This window comes from Mycobacteriales bacterium, assembly GCA_035995165.1.
Lineage (GTDB): Bacteria > Actinomycetota > Actinomycetes > Mycobacteriales > CADCTP01 > CADCTP01.
On the sequence record DASYKU010000056.1, the window covers coordinates 1 to 17181 of the forward strand.

Here is a 17181-nt window from a genome sequence, read left to right on the forward strand (position 1 = left end):
GTCGACGTCGAGGCCTTCCTGGCCGGGCGGGGTCCGCTGCTGACGGCCGAGCAGGTCGGCGCCGCGGTCCTCGACCTCGTCACGGCCGAGCAGACCACCGGCGCCTGGCTCCTCACCCCCGCCGGCACGACTCCCGCCTGAGCACCCGCCCGCGCCGAGGGCCCGCCCGGCGCGGGACGCCGAAGCCCGACCCACGCGGGACGCCAAGGCCCGCCCGGCGCGGGACGCCGAAGCCCGACCCACGCGGGACGCCACGGCCCGCCCGGCGCGGGACGCCGAAGCCCGACCCGCGCGGGACGCCAAGGCCCGACCCGCGCGGGACGCCAAGGCCCGCCCGGCGCGGGACGCCGAAGCCCGACCCGCGCGGGACGTCGAACGGCCCCGCCCGGCAGGATGCCGGGCGGGGCCGAGGAACGAGCTCAGACGCGGACGAGCTCGCCCGGGGTGTCCTCCGGGAGGGCCTGGTTGCGCCGCAGCAGCGCCGGCGCCCACCAGTTCCACTTGCCCAGCAGCGTCATCGCCGCCGGCAGCAGCACCGCCCGGACCAGCGTCGCGTCCAGCAGCACCGCGGCCGCCAGTCCGACGCCCATCTGCTTGAACTCCAGCCCGCTCAGCGTGCCGAAGATCGAGAACACCGCGACCATGACGACGGCGGCGCTGGTGACCGCGCCGGCCGAGCCCACGATCCCCTGCCGTACGGCGTCCCGGGTCGGCACCCCGCGCAGCGCCAGCTCCCGGATCCGGCTGACCACGAACACGTGGTAGTCCATCGAGAGCCCGAACAGCACCACGAACAGGAACATCGGCAACCAGGCCACGATCGTCCCGTTGGACCGGAACCCGAGCAGGCCCTCGGCCCAGGTGTGCTGGAACACCGCCACCATCAGCCCGTACGCGGCCCCGACCGAGAGCAGGTTGAGCACGATCGCGGTCGCCGCCACCACCACCGACCGGAACGTCCACAGCACCAGCAGGAACGTCAGCCCGAGCACGAAGCCGACCACCAACGGCAGCCGGTCGGACAGCGACCTCGAGAAGTCGACCGAGGCCGCGGTGTCGCCGCCGACGGCCACGCTCGCGCCGGGCACCCGGCCGACCGTCGCCGGGACGAACTGGGTCCGGACCAGCGTCAGCGCCTCCTTGGCCGCGGCCGACTCGGCGTCCGCGCGGACGTGCAGGGTGAGCCGGCTCGTCGACCCGTCCGGCGAGACGTCCAGATCCGGCTGCGGGCCGGGCGCGAAGTGCGGGTCGGCGGCGGCCCGGCCGTTCAGGTCGAGCAGCGCGGTCCGGACCGCGGCCGCATCCGGGCCGCGGACCACGACCACGTCGGACGCGCCCTCGCTCGGGAACGCCGCGGTGAGCCGGTCGTAGGTCTGCAGCGCCGGGATCGAGCGGGGCAGGTCGGCCACGCCGGTCAGGCTGGTCTTCATCCCCAGCGCCGGCAGCGCGAGCAGGAGCAGCGCGCCCGCCCCGACCCCGAGGGCGAGCGCGGGACGGCGCAGCGTCGGGCGCAGCAGCGCCGGCCACAGCCGCGGCGCCCGGCCCGGCCGCATCGTCAGCCGGTGCAGGAACGGCACCCGCGGCCGGTCGACCCAGCGCCCGAGCCCGGCCAGCACGGCCGGCAGCACGGTGATCGAGCCGAGCACGGACACCGCGACCACGAGGATCGCGCCGAGCGCGAGCGAGGAGAAGATCACGCTGCCGGACAGGAACATGCCGGCCATCGCGACCGCGACCGTGCAGCCGGAGATGACCACGGCCCGGCCCGAGGTGGCGGCGGCGATCTCGACCGCGTCCAGCGCCGTACGGCCCCGGGCCCGTTCCTCCCGCGCCCGCCGGACGTAGAACAGCGAGTAGTCGACCCCGACGGCCATCCCGATCAGCAGCACCACGCTCGCGGTCGTGTCGGTGACCGGCAGCAGGTGCGAGGACAGCGCGGACAGCCCCATCGCCGCGGCCACCGAGGTCAGCGCCAGCAGCACCGGCACCGCCGCGGCCAGCAGCGCGCCGAAGGCCACGATGAGGATCACCAGCGTGACCGGCAGGCTCAGCACCTCGGCCCGCTGGAAGTCCTCCCCGTACGTCTTGTCCAGGGCCTTGTCGATCGTGCCGCCGCCGACCTCCTCGACCCGCAGGTCGGGGTGCGCGGCCTGGACCGCGGCGGTCGCGTCCAGCAGCGGCTGGACGTTCGTGCCGGCGTCGTCAGCAGCGCCGGTCATCGCCGCCCGGACCAGCACGGCCTTGCCGCCCGGCGCGGTGACGGGCGCGGACACGGACGCGACCTGCGACAGCCCGTGCAGCCGCCCGGCCGCCTCGGTCGCCGCCGCCGACGCCGCGTCGGCGTCCAGCCGGCCCGACCGGGCGGTGATGAGGACGTTCTCCACCGCCGGGTCGTCGAAGTGGCCGGCTTCGATCATCCGCTCGGCCCGGCCCCACTCCCCGACGGCCTGGTCCGTGTCGGTCTGCGTCGCGGTGCCGGCGATCCCGCCGATGCCCACGCACACGACCACGAACGCGATCCAGCCGAGCACCGCGCGCCAGCGGTGCTCCGCGCTCCACCGTGCGATCCGTACGACCCTGCCCGGGCTCCTGCTGGCCACTGGTCCGTTCCCTTCGCCGCTGCCTCGCTGTCGGCGCCGAGCCTGGCCGCCGGGTCGGGTCCGGGTCTGCCGGGCGACCACCCCTTTCCGGGGTGGGGTTATCCACACCCGGATCGGGCGGCTGTCCCGATCGGCAAAGTGGGCCAGGATCCCTACGGTGGAGCCCGTACGGACCGCTGGTGGAGGAGGCTGACGTGGTGCAGGTCGAGCCGGGTACGGCGAGGACGGAGGTGGTCGAGGCGACCGCCCCGCCGCCGCGCGCTGCCCTCGGGCGACCCGCGGACGCCTGGCTGACCACGGTGAACCTGCTGATCGGGCTCTGGACGGGGCTGCTCTCGTTCGTCCTGCTCGGCTGGATGATCCCGCTGGCCCTGGCGCTCACGCCGCTGTTCATGGTCGGCCTGCCGATCCTGGCCGTGGCGCTGTTCCTGTGCCGCCGGTTCGGGCGGCTGGAGCGCGGGCGCTACCGGCTCGTGCTCGGCGTCGACATCCCCGATCCGTACCCGGCCAGGGCACCGGAGACGAGCGCGGTGGAGCGGTTCCGGACCTGGGTCCGGACCCCGGCCAGCTGGCGGGAGGCCGGCTACCACCTGCTGCGGTTCCCGCTCTCGGCCGTCCAGGTCGTGCTGGTGGTGGCGGCCTGGCTGCTGCCGCTGGGCGCGCTGACCCTGCCGATCTACAACTGGTCGCTGCCTCACGGCGGCGCCAACCTCTGGCTGTTCACGGTCCGGACCTGGTGGATGACCGTCCTGGTCTTCGTGATCGGCGTGGTCCTGCTGCTGAACGCGCCGCTGATGGTGCGGCTGCTCGGCATCTCCGACGTCGCGCTGGCCCGCCGGCTGCTCGGGCCGGACCTGTCCGCCCGGGTCGGCGAGCTGGAGCGCAGCCGGGCCGCGGTGGTCGTCTCGGCCGAGGAGGAGCGGCGCCGGATCGAGCGCGACCTGCACGACGGCGCCCAGCAGCGGCTGGTCGCGCTGGCCATGCAGCTCGGCCGGGCCAGGTCGCGATTCGGCACCGACCCGGAAGGCGCCCGCAAGCTGCTCGACGAGGCCCACTCCGAGGCCAAGCTGGCGCTGGCGGAGCTGCGCGACCTGGCCCGCGGGCTGCACCCGGCCGTGCTCACCGACCGCGGCCTGGACGCGGCCCTGTCCGGGCTCGCGGCCCGGGCGCCGATCCCGGTGGTGGTCGAGGTCGACCCGGCCGCGGGCGACAGGGCGGTCCCGGTGGTCGACGCGATCGCCTACTTCGTGGTCGCCGAGGCGCTGACGAACGTGGCCAAGCACTCGCAGGCCACCCGGGCCGCGGTCGTCGTCCGGCGGCTGGACGGGCAGCTGCGGGTGGTGGTGACCGACGACGGGATCGGCGGTGCCGACCCGCGCCTGGGCACCGGCCTGCGCGGCCTGGCCGACCGGGTGTCCGGTGTGGACGGCCGATTGCATGTGGACAGTCCCGCCGGCGGCCCGACCGTCCTGACCGTGGAGCTCCCGTGCGCGTCGTGATCGCCGAGGACTCGGTGCTGCTGCGGGAGGGCCTGGCCCGGCTGCTGGACGAGGCCGGCTTCGACGTGGTCGAGGCCGTCGCCGACGGCGAGCAGCTGCTGCGCTCGGTCGCCGACCACACCCCCGACGTGGTCGTCGCCGACGTCCGGATGCCGCCGACCCACACCGACGAGGGCCTGCGGGCGGCGCTGGTGATCCGCAAGCGCTGGCCCGCCACCGCTGTCCTCGTCCTGTCCCAGTACGTCGAGGAGCGGTACGCGACGGAGCTGCTCGCCGGCGACACCAAGGGCGTCGGCTACCTGCTCAAGGACCGGGTCGCGGACGTGGACGAGTTCGTCGCGGCGCTGCGCCGGGTCGGCGAGGGCGGGGCCGCGCTCGACCCCGAGGTCGTCTCCCAGCTGCTGCTGCGGGGCCGGCGCCGGCCGCTGGACGCGCTGACCCCGCGCGAGCAGGAGGTCCTCAAGCTCATGGCCGAGGGCCGCTCCAACGGCGCCATCGCGGCCGCCATGGTCGTCACCGACGGCGCGGTGGAGAAGCACGTGAGCAGCATCTTCACCAAGCTCGGCCTGGCCCCGGCCGACACCGACCACCGCCGCGTCCTGGCCGTCCTCTCCTACCTCGACGGCCGTTAGGCCGGCGGCAGGGCGGGGAGACCGGTCCCATGAGCCTCGTGCTGACCGGTGCCAACCCGGGTGTGCTGCTGCGGGCGGACGGCGCGGTGACCGCGTTCGCCTCCGTCTGGCAGGTCGAGTGGTCCGAGCGCGGCTCCGGCCGGGCGCTGGTGCTCTGGCACGACGGCCGGGTCCGCCTGCTCGGGCCCGACCCGGGGCTCTCGGAGTGGCTGGCGGAGGAGTTCGTCCGGCACTTCGGCGAGGTCGGCGGCCTGCCCTGGGAGCCGGCGCCGCCGGAGCGCGCGGACGTCGAGATGGACCTCGACCTCGGCCACGGGCTGACCGCCAAGGCCGCGGACGTCACCGTCGAGATCGAGCACGTCCTCGACCGGCGCCCGTTCACCCAGGCCGGCCTGCGGATGGGCGCGGCCGAATACACGCTGTCCAACGTGTACGCACCCTGCCGGACGGCCCGGATCACGGTCGCCGGGACAGCGGTGCCGGGCGCACCCGAGGTCGACGGCGAATCCTCGACCGCGTTCCTGGCCACGGCCGAGACCTGGATCCGGACCGGCTGAGGGTCAGGGCAGGCGGACGACCTGGGCGGCGTAGAGGAGGCCTGCGCCGAAGCCCATCAGCAGCGCCCGCTGCCCGCTGCGCGCCTGCCCGGAGGCCAGCAGCTGCTGCATCGCCAGCGGGATCGAGGCCGAGGACGTGTTTCCGGCGGTCGCGATCTCCCGCGCCACGACCACCTCCGGTCCGAGCCCGATGCCGCGTACCAGCGCGTCGGTGATCCGCATGTTGGCCTGGTGCGGCACGAACACCTCGATGTCCGCGAGCGTCAGCCCCGCCCGCGCGACCGCGTCGGCCGCGACCGGGGCGAGCGCGGTGACGGCCCAGCGGAACACCTCCTGGCCGGCCATCCGCAACGCCGGCCACGGCGTCGCCGGGTTGTCCTTCAGCGCCGCCCAGGAGTACGGCTGGGAGATCGCCGCCGCCTTCGACCCGTCCGAACCCCAGCGCACCGGGCCGATCCCGTCCGCGGCCCCGGGTCCGACGACGACCGCACCCGCGCCGTCGCCGAAGATGAACGCGGTGCCCCGGTCGGTCGGGTCGACGATGTCGGTCATCCGCTCGACACCGACCACGACGACGTAGCGGGCGGAGCCGGCCCGGACCGCGTCGGCCGCGAGCGCGAGGGTGTAGGAGAACCCCGCGCAGCCGCCGCCGGTGTCCAGCGCCCCGGCCCCGCTCGCACCGATCTTGAACGCGACGCCGGCGGCCAGCGGCGGGGCCTGGCGCAGGTTGCTCATCGTGGTGACGAGCACCAGCCCGACGTCGTCCGCGACCAGGCCGGCCTCACCCAGCGCCTTGCCGGCCGCGGCCGCGGCCATGTCCTCCAGGCCCTCGTCGGGCCCGGCGACGTACCGGCTGTGGATGCCGGAGCGGGACACGATCCACTCGTCGCTGGAGTCGATCGCGGCGACGATCTCCGCGTTCGGGACGCAGCGGGACGGGCGGTAGGCACCGAGGCCGAGGATTACCGGGAGCACGGACGCAGCCATCGGGTCCAGGATCGCTCGCCGAGGACCGGGCACGCAAACGGGGGCAGCGGCGTCCGTCCGGACCTAGGCCGCCACCTTGCGCAGCACCAGCCGTTCCAGCTCCCCGTACGTCCGCAGACCGGCCAGCTCGTCGTCGGTGATCCGCAACGCGAACCGGTCCTCCAGCGCGGTCGCCAGCTCGATCCCGGCCAGCGAGTCCAGCCCCAGGTCCTGCGACAGCGACGCCTGGTCCCGCAGCAGCGCCGGCTCGATGCCGAGATGCTCGGCCACCGCCGTACGCACCTCCTCCGTCCGGCTCATCCGCCGTCCTCCTCCGCTGAGCTCATCCGTCCTCCTCGCCCTCGGCCGGCTCGCCCTCGACGGGCGACCGGACCACCACCACGGTGCAGGTCGCGTTCTTCAGGGCGTCGTCGTGGGTGGAGCCGACGAGCCACCCGGCCAGCCTGCCGTGGTCCTTGGCCCCGATGACGAGCAGGTCCGCCTCGCCGCAGAAGGTGAGCAGGGCCCGGCCGGCCGGCTTGTGCATGGCGTGCACGGTCAGCTCACACTGCGCGCCGCCCGGCAGCACCTCGTCGACGATCGCCTGGAGCCGGCGCTGGGCCTGCTCCTGGTAGGCCTCGATCGGCGGGGCGACGCCGCCCCACTCGCCCGGCGGCCGGGGTTCGCCCTTGACCTGCCAGCCGTAGACCACCGCCAGCGAGCAGCCCCGGATCCCGGCCTCCCGGGCGCCCCAGACCAGGGCGGCGCGGGACTGGGGTGAGCCGTCGACGCCGACGACGATCTGCCCGTAGGCGGGCGCGCCGTCCATCGCTACCTCCGCGGAGATCCAGGGGGATCGCTGAAAGAAACGTAACGTTGTCCGTTTACCCTCCGGGGCGCCCTCCTGATCATGCCCTCGGAGTGGGATGCTTCCCTCGCCCGGGGTACCAGTCCCGGCTGTGGGCCCGCGCGGGTCCGCGAGGAGGACGCAACGATGCATCCGCGGACCATCCGCAGGGTCGTGGTCGGAGTGGACGGCGCGCCGCGCACGATCGCTGCGCTGCGCTGGGCGGCGAGCGAGGCGCTCAGCCGTGACGCCGCGCTGGTGGCCGTGCACGCGTGGGGCAGCGTGCTGCGCCCGGCGTCGTACGCGCCGGTGGGCACTGCCTGCTCGGACCCGGACGAGAGCGCGCGGCGGGCGGCCGAGCTGCTCTCGGCGGCGGTCCGGACGGCGTTCGGAGCCGCCCCGCCGGTGCCGGTGGAGGAGGTCGTCGACGACCGGGCCGTGGTGCCGTCGCTGCTGAGCCAGGCCCGCCGCGCCGAGCTGCTCGTGGTCGCGACCCGGTCGCCCGAGGCGCCGGGCCAGCCGTTCGAGTCGGGGCCGGGGCCGACGACGCTGTCGTGCCTGCGCCAGGCCCCGTGCCCGGTCGTGGTGCTGCCGACCGTCGGCGACCAGGTCTGGGCGGCCGGAGCGCGGCCGGCGGGTGACGAAGCACCCCCGACCCTGGTGTAGATCGCGTCCGCGGGGAAGGCTGACCGGGACCGAACCCTCGGGAGGACCCGTGACGACCGGCTTCTCGGCCGCCCCCGCGACCACCGCCGATGGCACCGGCACGGAGCGGCTCCGGCTGCTCGACGCCTGGTGGCGCGCCGCCAACTACCTGTCCGTCGGGCAGATCTACCTGCGCGCGAACCCGCTGCTGCGCGAGCCGCTGCAGCTGGACCAGGTGAAACCGCGGCTGCTCGGGCACTGGGGCACCACGCCCGGGCTGACCTTCCTCTGGGCCCACCTCAACCGGGCCATCGTGGACCGGGACCTGGACGCGCTCTACGTGACCGGGCCCGGGCACGGCGGCCCCGGCGTGGTCGCCGCGGCGTACCTGGAGGGCACCTACAGCGAGCTGTACTCGGCGGTCAGCGAGGACACCGAGGGCATGGGCCAGCTGTTCAAGCAGTTCTCCTACCCCGGCGGCATCCCCAGCCACGCCGCGCCGGAGACGCCCGGCTCGATCAACGAGGGCGGCGAGCTCGGCTACTCGCTCATGCACGCGTACGGCGCCGCGTTCGACAACCCGGATCTGCTGGTCGCCTGCGTGATCGGCGACGGCGAGGCCGAGACCGGCCCGCTGGCCGCGTCCTGGCACTCGAACAAGTTCCTCGACCCGGTCGGCGACGGCGCGGTGCTGCCGATCCTGCACCTCAACGGCTACAAGATCGCCAACCCGACCGTGCTGGCCCGGATCCCGGAGCCGGAGCTGCTGGACCTCATGCGCGGCTACGGCTACCAGCCGTACGTGGTCGAGGCCGGACTGGACGACGACCACCTCGCGGTGCACGCCCGGATGGCGTCCACGCTGGATCAGATCCTGGACCGGATCGCCCAGATCCAGGCCGACGCGCGGTCCGGGCGCAGCACCGACCGTCCACAGTGGCCGATGCTGGTGCTGCGGACACCCAAGGGCTGGACCGGGCCGCGCGAGGTCGACGGCGTCCAGGTCGAGGGCACCTTCCGGGCCCACCAGGTCCCGCTGGCCGAGCTCCGGAAGCGGCCGGAGCACCTGGCCCAGCTGGAGGAGTGGATGCGCTCGTACCGGCCGGAGGAGCTGTTCGACGGCGACGGCCGGCTGCGGCCGGACATCGCCGGGACAGCGCCGGAGGGCAGCCGGCGGATGAGCGCCAACCCACACGCCAACGGCGGCGAACTGCTCGCCGACCTCCGCCTGCCGGACTTCCAGGACTATGCGGTGGACGTTCCCGAGCCGGGCCGGGGGCAGTCCGAGGCGACCGAGGTGCTCGGCACCTGGCTGCGGGACGTGATCAGGGACAACCCCACGACGTTCCGGCTGATGGGCCCGGACGAGACCGCGTCGAACCGGCTCACCCCGGTGTTCGAGGCGACCGACCGGGTCTGGCAGCCGCCGATCCTGCCGACCGACGAGCACCTCGCGCCGCGCGGGCGGGTCATGGAGGTCCTGTCCGAGCATCTCTGCCAGGGCTGGCTGGAGGGCTACCTGCTCACCGGACGGCACGGGCTGTTCAACTGCTACGAGGCCTTCATCCACATCATCGACTCGATGTTCAACCAGCACGCGAAGTGGCTGGAGTCCACTGAGTCCATTCCCTGGCGGCGGCCGATCTCGTCGCTGAACTACCTGCTGTCCAGTCACGTCTGGCGGCAGGACCACAACGGCTTCTCCCACCAGGACCCCGGGTTCATCGACCACGTGCTCAACAAGAAGGCCACGGTCGTCCGGGTCTACCTGCCGCCGGACGCCAACACGCTGCTGTCCACGTACGACCACTGCCTGCGCAGCCGTAACTACGTCAACGTCGTGGTGGCGGGCAAGCAGCCCGCGCTGAACTTCCTCGACATGGAGGCCGCGGTCGCGCACTGCACCCGGGGCGCGGGCATCTGGCAGTGGGCCTCCAACGACGCCGGCGACCTCCCCGACGTCGTGCTGGCCTGCGCCGGCAACAGCCCGACGCTGGAGGCGCTGGCCGCGGTCGACCTGATCCGGCAGCACCTGCCGCAGCTGAAGGTCCGGCTGGTCAACGTCGTGGACCTGATGCGACTGCAGCCGGAGAACGAGCACCCGCACGGGATGACGGATCACGAGTTCGACACCCTGTTCACCGTCGACCGGCCGGTGATCTTCGCCTACCACGGCTACCCGGCGCTGATCCACCGGCTGACGTACCGGCGGGCCAACCACGACAACCTGCACGTCCGGGGGTTCAAGGAGGAGGGCACCACCACGACCCCGTTCGACATGGTGATGCTCAACGACCTGGACCGGTTCCGGCTCGTCATGGACGTCATCGACCGGGTCCCGGGGCTGGCCGAGCGCGAGGCCGGGCTGCGCCAGCAGATGGCCGACGCCCGGCTCTCGGCCCGGGCCTGGACCCGCGAGCACGGCGAGGACCCGCCCGAGGTCAGCGGCTGGTCCTGGCCGTACAACGCGGCCGGCGAGCGCGTCGGCAGCGTGTCCGGACTGGTCGAGGACACCGGGGACGACAACCTGCGGCCGATCCAATGAGGGTGCTGGTCGTCAACACCGGCTCCAGCTCGGTCAAGCTGCGGTTGCTCGACGAGGGCGAGCTCGCCGGTTCCACCGACCTCGGCGCACCGTCCACACTGGACGACTCGGACTGGTCGGACGCGATCGCCGCGCTGGCCGGAGAGTCCGGAGTGGACGCCGCCGGGCACCGGATCGTGCACGGCGGCCCGGACTTCACCGCCCCGGTGGTCGTCGACGACAAGGTCCGGTCGGCGCTGGAGGCCGTGGTCGAGCTGGCCCCGCTGCACCTGCCGGCCTCGCTGGCCGGGTTGGACGCGGTCCGGTCGGCGCTGCCGTCGGTGCCCTCGATCGGCTGCTTCGACACCGCGTTCCACGCGACGATGCCGGCGGCCGCGACCACGTACGCGGTCCCGGCGGCCTGGCGCTCGCTCGGCGTGCGCCGGTACGGCTTCCACGGCCTGTCCCACGCGTACTCCGCCCGCCGGGCCGCGGAGATCCTCGGCCGCCCGGTCGAGGACCTGCGGCTGGTCAGTTGCCACCTCGGCGCCGGCGCGTCGCTGTGCGCCGTCCACTCCGGACGGTCGGTGGACACCACGATGGGCTTCACGCCGCTGGAGGGCGTCGTGATGGCGACCCGGTCCGGCTCCGTCGACCCGGGACTGGTGCTCTGGCTGCAGCGGCAGCGCGGGCTGTCCGCCGACGAGGTCTCCGACGGGCTCGAGCGGCACTCGGGCCTGCTCGGGCTGGCCGGCACCGCGGACATGCGCGAGGTCCTGTCCCGCATGTCCACGGACGACCAGGAGGCGCGGCTCGCGTTCGAGGTCTACGTGCACCGGCTCAAGGCGGCGATCGCGGCGATGGCGGCGTCGATGTCCGGGGTGGACGCGGTCTCGTTCACCGGCGGCGTCGGCGAGCGGGCGCCGGCGGTCCGGGAGGGCGCGGTGGCCGGGCTGGAGTACCTCGGCCTGGCCGTCAACCCGGGCCAGAACGAGGCCGCCCGGGGCGACGCGAACGTGTCCGCCCCGGGCGTACCCGCCTCCGTCGCGGTCGTCACCGCCCGCGAGGACCTGGAGATCGCGGCCCAGGTCTCGCGGCTACTCGGCTGATTCCGGCCCCCGCACCGCCGCTCCCGCCCGCGCCGCCGGCGGACGTGTACTACGCCAACTGCGCCGCGGCCCGTGCGGCGGGTGCGGCCCCGCTGTGCCGGGGCGACCCGAGCCACCGGGCCGGACTCGACGGGGAGGCGACGGCGTCGCCTGCGAGACCTGATCAATTTCGCGAAAACGGGCCCGCGTGACCGCGCGGATCCCTATCCTCCCGAAGTCCGATCATGGACGGTCCACACGGGGAGAAGATTGCAGTGAGCAGTACGGACCGGCCTCCGGGCCGGGACCTGGTGTCACACGGAATGCAGTGGGCACGGAGCCGGCCCTGGCAGGTCTGGGCCAGCGCCGGCGCGGTGTTCGTGATGTTCGCGGTGCTCGGCGCCGTCACCCACGAGTCCCGGCCGGCTGCGGCCGACGGGCGTGGCCTGGCCGACGCGCTCGAGCAGGGCACCGGGCGGACGCCGTCGGTGCCCGGGGTCGCGGTCCGACCGGACCCGGGCAACCCGACCGTCACGATCCCGACATACCGGATCCCGCAGCCGTCGCCGAGCACGACCCCGACACCCACGCCCAGTGCCAGCGCGGCCGCGTTCTACGCGGACTGCGCAGCGGCCGAGGCGGCCGGCGCGGCACCGATCCGGCGGGGCCGGCCCGGGTACCGCACGGCGCTGGACCGCGACGGGGACGGGGTCGCCTGCGACGCGCCGGTGCCCGGGCCGCCCAGCCCGACGGCCGGGCCGACCGGGGTTCCGCCGGTCACGGTCCCGCCGGTCGGCCCGACCGCGGGGCCGCCGACGACGCTGCCGCCCACCGCGACGCCGACCGAGACCGTGGCACCGACCGAGCCGGCTGATCCCCTCACCGGCTGATCCTCCCCGCACCCGTACCAGACCGGCGACGGCACCGCCGGTCGACCCAGGCGCCGGGTTGGCCGGCAGCTTGCCCGCCAACCCGGTGCCGACCAACGTCCCGTACGCGCCGGCCTCCGGGTCCGGCGATCCGCCCCGGCGGCACCCGTGCGGGCGCCGGACGGCAGAGGGCCGGCGCGCCCCGCTCGGGGTGCGCCGGCCCGGGACTGGGCGAAGTGGTGGGGACGGCTGGTCGGGTGCCGTCCCCACCACTCCTCTTCCGGTGGTCAGTTCCCCGCGTCGGACCCGAGCGTCACGGTCAGCGTCTGCGAGGCGGTGCCCCGCTTGACGGTCAGCGTCACCTTGGAGCCGGGGGCGAAGGAGCGGATCGTCGCGGCCAGGTCCGTGGACTCGCCGATGACGTGGTCGTTCACCTTGGTGACGACATCGCCGGCCTTGAGCCCGGCGGAGGCGGCGGCGCTGCCGGACTGGACCGTCGCGATCGTGGCCCCGATCGCGGTCTGCTGGTCCGCGGCTGTCGCGGTCTGCGTCTGCACGCCCAGCACGGCGTGGGTGGCCTTGCCCGAGGTGATCAGCTCGCTGGAGATCCGGGCCGCGGTGTCGGACGGGATGGCGAACCCGATGCCGATGTTGCCGGCCTCGCCGCCCTGCCCCTGGCCGCTGGAGCTGGCGGTCGCGATCGACTGGTTGATGCCGACGACCCGGCCGGCCAGGTCGACCAGCGCGCCGCCGGAGTTGCCCGGATTGATCGCCGCGTCGGTCTGGATCGCGTCGATGACGGCCGAACCGTCGGACGCACCGCTGGTCGGACGGTGCAGCGCGCTGACGATCCCCTCGGTGACGGTGCCGTTGAGGCCGAGCGGCGAGCCGACCGCGACCACGGTCTGGCCGACCTTGATCGCGTTCGAGTCGGCGAACGTCGCCGCGGTGAGGCCCGTCATGTTGACCTTGACCACGGCCAGGTCGGTCTCCTTGTCCGCGCCGACCAGTGTCGCGGTCGCGGTCCGGCCGTCGGAGAACGCGACGGTGATCGAGCCGCCGCCGTCGGCGACCGCGGTGACGTGCTCGTTGGTGAGGATGTAGCCGTCGGCCCGCAGGACGATGCCGGAACCGGTGCCGGCCTCCTGGGTCCCGCGGACGGACAGGGTGACCACGCTCTTCATCGCCGTCGCCGCGGCCGCCTCGACGCTGCCGGTCTGGGTCGCCGCCGTCGGCGCGCTGGACCCCTGGATCGTGATCCCGGCGGAGGAGACGGCCGGGTTGTTGTGGTCGACGAGCGCGACCGTGCCACCGCCGACGAGCCCGCCGAGGACCGCGGTGATCGCCGCGACCGCGAGCACGCGCTTGCCGGCGCCGCGGGACTTCGGGGTCTCCTGCTGCGCGGGTGCCGCGTACGGCCAGGGTGCGCCGTTGGCGGCATAGCCCGGGGCGTACGCGCCGTACCGGGTCGCCCCGTGCGTGTTGTCGTACGTCCCGTAGTTGCTGGTGCCACCGGCCCCCACCGAGGCGTACTGCGGTGCGTACTGCGGCGCCGCCGGCTGACCGCGCCACTCCCCCGGCGGCGGGTTCTGCTGACCGGCCCCACCCTGCGACGCCGACTGACCGGCATCGCCCGACGGCGCGCTCTGCGGGCCGCCACCGCCCTGCGGCGCGCTCCGCGGGCCGGCACTCCACGACTCACCACTCTGCTGACCGGCAGTCCACGACTCACCGCTCGGCACCGTGCTCTGCTGACCGGCAGCCCACGACTCACCGCTCGGCACCGCGCCCTGCTGACCGGCAACCCAGGATTCGCCGGTCGGCACCGCGCCCTGCTGGCCAGTCGAACGCTCGCCGATCGGCGCGGTGTTCTCCTGACCGCCAGCGGCAGCATCCGGCGCAACCGAGTCCCGACGCGCACCGTCCCCGGGAGCCGTGACATCCCCCTGACCAGCGGCTTCCGCCTGGCCACCGAACCGCGGCGGCACCGCGGGAGCGTCCGGCCGGCGCCACTCGGCCCCGCCGTACGGAGGCCGCTCGGGCTGCGGAGAGGAGGAGCTGTCGTCCTGCTGGGGGTCGTGGGGCCCGCGCGGCGTCTCGGTCATGACACGACCTTCCGACGCCCGGATGGGACGCCCCTGTGCGTAACCTGGGTGGTTCCTGTGACCCGGTGGGCCAGCCCCACCCGATCGGTAAGGACTGTCCACGGTAACCTGCCACGGTTCACCGCGCCCGTAGCTCAGTGGATAGAGCAGGTGCCTTCTAAGCACTTGGCCGCAGGTTCGAGTCCTGCCGGGCGCACATACGCCCCTGACCTGCACTTCCATGCCCGCGCGGCCGAGAGACGGCGCTGCACAGCGCTCAGCAGCACGTAACCGGAGACACTGGTTGTCTCGGCGAGGCGCGACCTGGCTGCGCGTGGCGGTAAGGAGGATCCCGGCGGCCCACTTGTTCGCTTCTCGCGCCTGGATCTACAGCGAGTGAATCAACGCTTCGTCGCGACGAAGAGCACGTATCCGTAGCTCAGCTCATGCCGGCCGGGATGGTCGCCCAGCCAAGCGGTCGCCAGGTCATCAGAGAACTCCAGACGCAATACGGCTTCGAGTCCTGCACGGTCCGGAAAGCGCCACGAGGAGTGAACCTCGTGGCGGACCGCTCCACGTTCGGCCCACCACATGTCCGTTGTCTCCGCCTTCCCCTGCGGTGCAGCCCACGGTGACAGCGCGAGTAATTCCGCAAATTCGCCCCAGCGCTGGTCATTGTCGACGACCACCAAGGCTCCACCGGGCCTGAGTACACGCATGACTTCCGCGAGACCCGCATCGCGATCGGGCGGGAAGAAATAGGCGAAACGCGCGTGGACCACGTCGACAGCCGCATCCGGCACCGGAATGTGCTCGGCCGACCCGTGTACTACCGGTATTGACGCGTCGCGGGCCGCGGCCAACGGCAACAGTGACCGGTCCGGCTCCACACCGAGCACCGACCTCGCCCGTCGCCGGTATGACGACAGCCAATAGCCGCTTCCGCAGCCGAGATCCAGCACATCGCGGCCGTCCCATGGTGCGGCAGACCAGAGGGCCGCGGCCAGCACCCCGTCCGGGTCCATCGCGGCGTTCTCCACCTCGTACAGCCCGGGGTCGTCGGCCTGGTTAGGGGCGCGAACGAAGTCCGACAACTCATGCATCCGGCCATCCTCACAGGACCCGAGCCCCTCATCCACCGAGATACGGTCAGCACTCCAGCACGGTGGACAAGGCCGATTCTGTCCGACATAATCGCGGCGGTGTGGAGTACGCCGGGATGTCGTGGACGGCCGGGGCGCGGAAGCACCGGGTGTCCCGGGGTTAGGTACGCCACGTGGTGGACCATGCCGGGCTGTACTTCGTCCGACCGGCTACGCCGCGGACCGCCCCGACGAGGCGGTGTTCTTCCTCGGCGACGACGAGGCAGGCACGCCGCTGGAGGTTGTCGGCGTGGAGCGGGCCGACGGACGACTGCGGGTCATCCACGCCATGCCCATGCGCGCCGGCTACCAGGATCTGTACGAGGAGGCGAAGAAATGGCGACAGTGAAGCCGACCGGTGACGAGCCGGTGGTCACCAAGGCGGGAACCCGCCTCGACCCCGACTACGAGCAGCGCCTGGCCGCGGAAGCCGAGGCCGGCTTTGCCCCCGCCACCCTGACCCGCCGCCACGCCGGCCGACCCTCCCTGTCCGGACGGGCCGGCCACTCCAAGCGGGTCGACCTCCGCGTCGACGATGAGACCTACGAGGCGATCCAGCGGATCGCCGACCAAGACCATCGCAGGGTCAGCGACGTCGTTCGCGACGCCATCAACCGCTACCTCGAAGCAAGCTGACGAAGATCGCTGAGCGAGCAGATAACCATGGCTTCTCGCTCAGCGGTGACCTGCGAAGAGGCCGGTCAGCACGGCGCTGGGCGCGGGATGGCTTCTCAGCACTTGGTCGCAGGTTCGATTCCTGCCGGGCGCACGCAGGCCCGCTGAGCTGTGGTTTCGTGTTCGCGTTGCCTGGTCTGAGCCGCTGCACAGCGCTCGACTCCGGTGTCGGGGTGGTCGATACCGTGACTACGTGAGCACGCACGGCGTCACGGGCGGTCTACGACGACCGTGCGTCGACGACGACTCCCCCCGTCCTGAGCGACGGCGTCATCGTCCTGAGGTGCCTGAGCGGAGAGGACGCTGCGGAGCACCTCGCCGGTGAGGACGGCGACCAGATCCGGTGGCTGTCCGGCGGCCCGGGGTCAGTGGAACGTGTGCCGTACTGGATCGACTCCAATCGCGAACAGTGGAGAACGGGTGGCCCGCGTCGCCACTTCGGCGTCCGGGATGCCCATACCGACGCGCTCGTGGGCAACGTCGAGGCGAATCTGCGACTAGAGGATCTGGGCCGGGCGAGGTTGACATCTCCTATGCTGTGTTTCCGAGGTGGCGCGGACGCGGCATCGCACATCGAGCCGTGTTGTTGGTCTGCGATTGGCTGCGGACGGATCCCCTCTCTACGTGAGGGCGGTTATCCGCGTCGCACCGGACAACGTTCATTCTCACAAAGTGCCGAAGGATGCCGGCTTCACCGGGATCGGGGTGGCCGCTTCTTCTCACGGCTGTCCCTCGGTTCGGTATGAGAGCGCTCTTCGGTGAGAGTGCTATCCTACGATATCGGAGGTGGTCGCATGGCCGACATGTTGATTCGAGACGTCCCCGATGCCGTGGTGGCCGCGGTCGACGCCCATGCCATCCGGCTTGGACTGTCGCGGAGTGAGTACGTGCGCCGCCGGCTCGCCCAGGACGCCGACGTGTCCGGCTCCTCCGTGGCGGTGTCCGATCTGGCGCGGTTGGCCGAGCTGACCGCGGACCTGGCCGACCCCGACGTCATGGACCAGGCGTGGCGCTGACGCCCTGGCTGATCGACAAGTCGGCGCTGGTCCGACT

Annotated in this window: 16 protein-coding genes, 1 tRNA gene and 1 pseudogene; 12 read left to right on the forward strand and 6 right to left on the reverse strand. The window is 73.3% G+C overall.

What is annotated here, in order from left to right; translation table 11 throughout:
- Window positions 1–419: 419 nt before the first annotated feature.
- Entirely contained in the window at window positions 420–2600 is a 2181-nt protein-coding gene (locus tag VGP36_09430) for an MMPL family transporter (protein HEV7654937.1), read from the reverse strand.
- A gap of 179 nt (window positions 2601–2779) precedes the next feature.
- Between VGP36_09430 and VGP36_09435 the strand changes: the two genes are divergently transcribed.
- Genes VGP36_09435 through VGP36_09445 form a run of 3 tightly spaced genes read left to right on the forward strand, consistent with a single transcriptional unit; the run spans window position 2780 to window position 5288 of the window.
- The gene (locus VGP36_09435; protein HEV7654938.1) at window positions 2780–4099 is read left to right on the forward strand and encodes a sensor domain-containing protein; all 1320 of its coding nucleotides are present in this window, start codon (window positions 2780–2782) and stop codon (window positions 4097–4099) included.
- Window positions 4087–4731 (forward strand): response regulator transcription factor, encoded by a 645-nt coding sequence (locus tag VGP36_09440; protein ID HEV7654939.1) that lies wholly within the window; start codon window positions 4087–4089, stop codon window positions 4729–4731. Before VGP36_09435 ends, VGP36_09440 begins: the two co-directional genes overlap by 13 nt.
- A gap of 29 nt (window positions 4732–4760) precedes the next feature.
- Window positions 4761–5288 carry a hypothetical protein gene (locus VGP36_09445; GenBank protein ID HEV7654940.1) on the forward strand — a complete coding sequence of 176 codons (528 nt, stop codon included), beginning with the start codon at window positions 4761–4763 and terminating at the stop codon, window positions 5286–5288.
- A gap of 3 nt (window positions 5289–5291) precedes the next feature.
- On the opposite strand, the gene VGP36_09450 is transcribed toward VGP36_09445, so the two are convergent.
- The 3 genes from VGP36_09450 to VGP36_09460 form a co-directional block, all read right to left on the reverse strand.
- Window positions 5292–6275, reverse strand: coding sequence for a beta-ketoacyl-ACP synthase 3 (locus VGP36_09450; protein HEV7654941.1), 984 nt, complete (start codon window positions 6273–6275; stop codon window positions 5292–5294).
- 63 nt (window positions 6276–6338) lie between these two features.
- Window positions 6339–6575: an acyl carrier protein gene (locus tag VGP36_09455; protein HEV7654942.1), complete on the reverse strand. Its 237-nt coding sequence runs from the start codon at window positions 6573–6575 to the stop codon at window positions 6339–6341.
- Window positions 6576–6597: 22 nt separating this feature from the next.
- Complete coding sequence (locus VGP36_09460) at window positions 6598–7083, reverse strand: universal stress protein (GenBank protein ID HEV7654943.1); 486 nt, start codon at window positions 7081–7083, stop codon at window positions 6598–6600.
- A gap of 165 nt (window positions 7084–7248) precedes the next feature.
- Here VGP36_09460 and VGP36_09465 point away from each other — a divergent pair, with 165 nt between their 5' ends.
- The 5 genes and pseudogenes from VGP36_09465 to VGP36_09485 all read left to right on the forward strand — a co-directional run bounded on the left by VGP36_09465 (window position 7249) and on the right by VGP36_09485 (window position 12248).
- The gene (locus tag VGP36_09465; GenBank protein HEV7654944.1) at window positions 7249–7767 is read left to right on the forward strand and encodes a universal stress protein; all 519 of its coding nucleotides are present in this window, start codon (window positions 7249–7251) and stop codon (window positions 7765–7767) included.
- Between the two features lie 49 nt (window positions 7768–7816).
- A complete protein-coding gene (locus VGP36_09470; GenBank protein HEV7654945.1) occupies window positions 7817–10291 on the forward strand; it encodes a phosphoketolase family protein in 2475 nt (824 codons plus the stop codon).
- A complete protein-coding gene (locus VGP36_09475) occupies window positions 10288–11379 on the forward strand; it encodes an acetate/propionate family kinase (GenBank protein HEV7654946.1) in 1092 nt (363 codons plus the stop codon). The genes VGP36_09470 and VGP36_09475 overlap by 4 nt, the downstream gene beginning before the upstream one ends.
- Window positions 11380–11405: 26 nt before the next feature.
- Window positions 11406–11542 (forward strand): annotated as a pseudogene (locus tag VGP36_09480) (excalibur calcium-binding domain-containing protein).
- A gap of 139 nt (window positions 11543–11681) precedes the next feature.
- Window positions 11682–12248, forward strand: a complete 567-nt coding sequence (locus tag VGP36_09485) for an excalibur calcium-binding domain-containing protein (GenBank protein HEV7654947.1) — start codon at window positions 11682–11684, stop codon at window positions 12246–12248.
- A gap of 266 nt (window positions 12249–12514) precedes the next feature.
- On the opposite strand, the gene VGP36_09490 is transcribed toward VGP36_09485, so the two are convergent.
- The gene (locus tag VGP36_09490) at window positions 12515–13750 is read right to left on the reverse strand and encodes a trypsin-like peptidase domain-containing protein (GenBank protein ID HEV7654948.1); all 1236 of its coding nucleotides are present in this window, start codon (window positions 13748–13750) and stop codon (window positions 12515–12517) included.
- A gap of 705 nt (window positions 13751–14455) precedes the next feature.
- Between VGP36_09490 and VGP36_09495 the strand changes: the two genes are divergently transcribed.
- A tRNA-Arg gene (locus VGP36_09495) sits at window positions 14456–14528 on the forward strand.
- A gap of 184 nt (window positions 14529–14712) precedes the next feature.
- On the opposite strand, the gene VGP36_09500 is transcribed toward VGP36_09495, so the two are convergent.
- Complete coding sequence (locus VGP36_09500) at window positions 14713–15414, reverse strand: class I SAM-dependent methyltransferase (GenBank protein HEV7654949.1); 702 nt, start codon at window positions 15412–15414, stop codon at window positions 14713–14715.
- Between the two features lie 238 nt (window positions 15415–15652).
- Here VGP36_09500 and VGP36_09505 point away from each other — a divergent pair, with 238 nt between their 5' ends.
- The 3 genes from VGP36_09505 to VGP36_09515 all read left to right on the forward strand — a co-directional run bounded on the left by VGP36_09505 (window position 15653) and on the right by VGP36_09515 (window position 17144).
- A complete protein-coding gene (locus VGP36_09505) occupies window positions 15653–15802 on the forward strand; it encodes a hypothetical protein (GenBank protein HEV7654950.1) in 150 nt (49 codons plus the stop codon).
- Window positions 15790–16089 carry a ribbon-helix-helix protein, CopG family gene (locus VGP36_09510; GenBank protein ID HEV7654951.1) on the forward strand — a complete coding sequence of 100 codons (300 nt, stop codon included), beginning with the start codon at window positions 15790–15792 and terminating at the stop codon, window positions 16087–16089. Before VGP36_09505 ends, VGP36_09510 begins: the two co-directional genes overlap by 13 nt.
- An 833-nt stretch (window positions 16090–16922) precedes the next feature.
- Window positions 16923–17144 (forward strand): ribbon-helix-helix protein, CopG family, encoded by a 222-nt coding sequence (locus VGP36_09515; protein ID HEV7654952.1) that lies wholly within the window; start codon window positions 16923–16925, stop codon window positions 17142–17144.
- Window positions 17145–17181: the final 37 nt, after the last annotated feature.

Excerpts from the sequence above, each read along its gene's own strand:
- VGP36_09515 (HEV7654952.1), top strand. The coding sequence starts at position 16,923 with ATGGCCGACATGTTGATTCGAGACGTCCCCGATGCCGTGGTGGCCGCG.
- VGP36_09485 (HEV7654947.1), top strand. The coding sequence starts at position 11,682 with ATGCAGTGGGCACGGAGCCGGCCCTGGCAGGTCTGGGCCAGCGCCGGC.
- VGP36_09465 (HEV7654944.1), top strand. The coding sequence starts at position 7,249 with ATGCATCCGCGGACCATCCGCAGGGTCGTGGTCGGAGTGGACGGCGCG.
- VGP36_09475 (HEV7654946.1), top strand. The coding sequence starts at position 10,288 with ATGAGGGTGCTGGTCGTCAACACCGGCTCCAGCTCGGTCAAGCTGCGG.
- VGP36_09510 (HEV7654951.1), top strand. The coding sequence starts at position 15,790 with ATGGCGACAGTGAAGCCGACCGGTGACGAGCCGGTGGTCACCAAGGCG.
- VGP36_09455 (HEV7654942.1), bottom strand. The coding sequence starts at position 6,575 with ATGAGCCGGACGGAGGAGGTGCGTACGGCGGTGGCCGAGCATCTCGGC.
- VGP36_09450 (HEV7654941.1), bottom strand. The coding sequence starts at position 6,275 with ATGGCTGCGTCCGTGCTCCCGGTAATCCTCGGCCTCGGTGCCTACCGC.
- VGP36_09460 (HEV7654943.1), bottom strand. The coding sequence starts at position 7,083 with ATGGACGGCGCGCCCGCCTACGGGCAGATCGTCGTCGGCGTCGACGGC.
- VGP36_09445 (HEV7654940.1), top strand. The coding sequence starts at position 4,761 with ATGAGCCTCGTGCTGACCGGTGCCAACCCGGGTGTGCTGCTGCGGGCG.
- VGP36_09500 (HEV7654949.1), bottom strand. The coding sequence starts at position 15,414 with ATGCATGAGTTGTCGGACTTCGTTCGCGCCCCTAACCAGGCCGACGAC.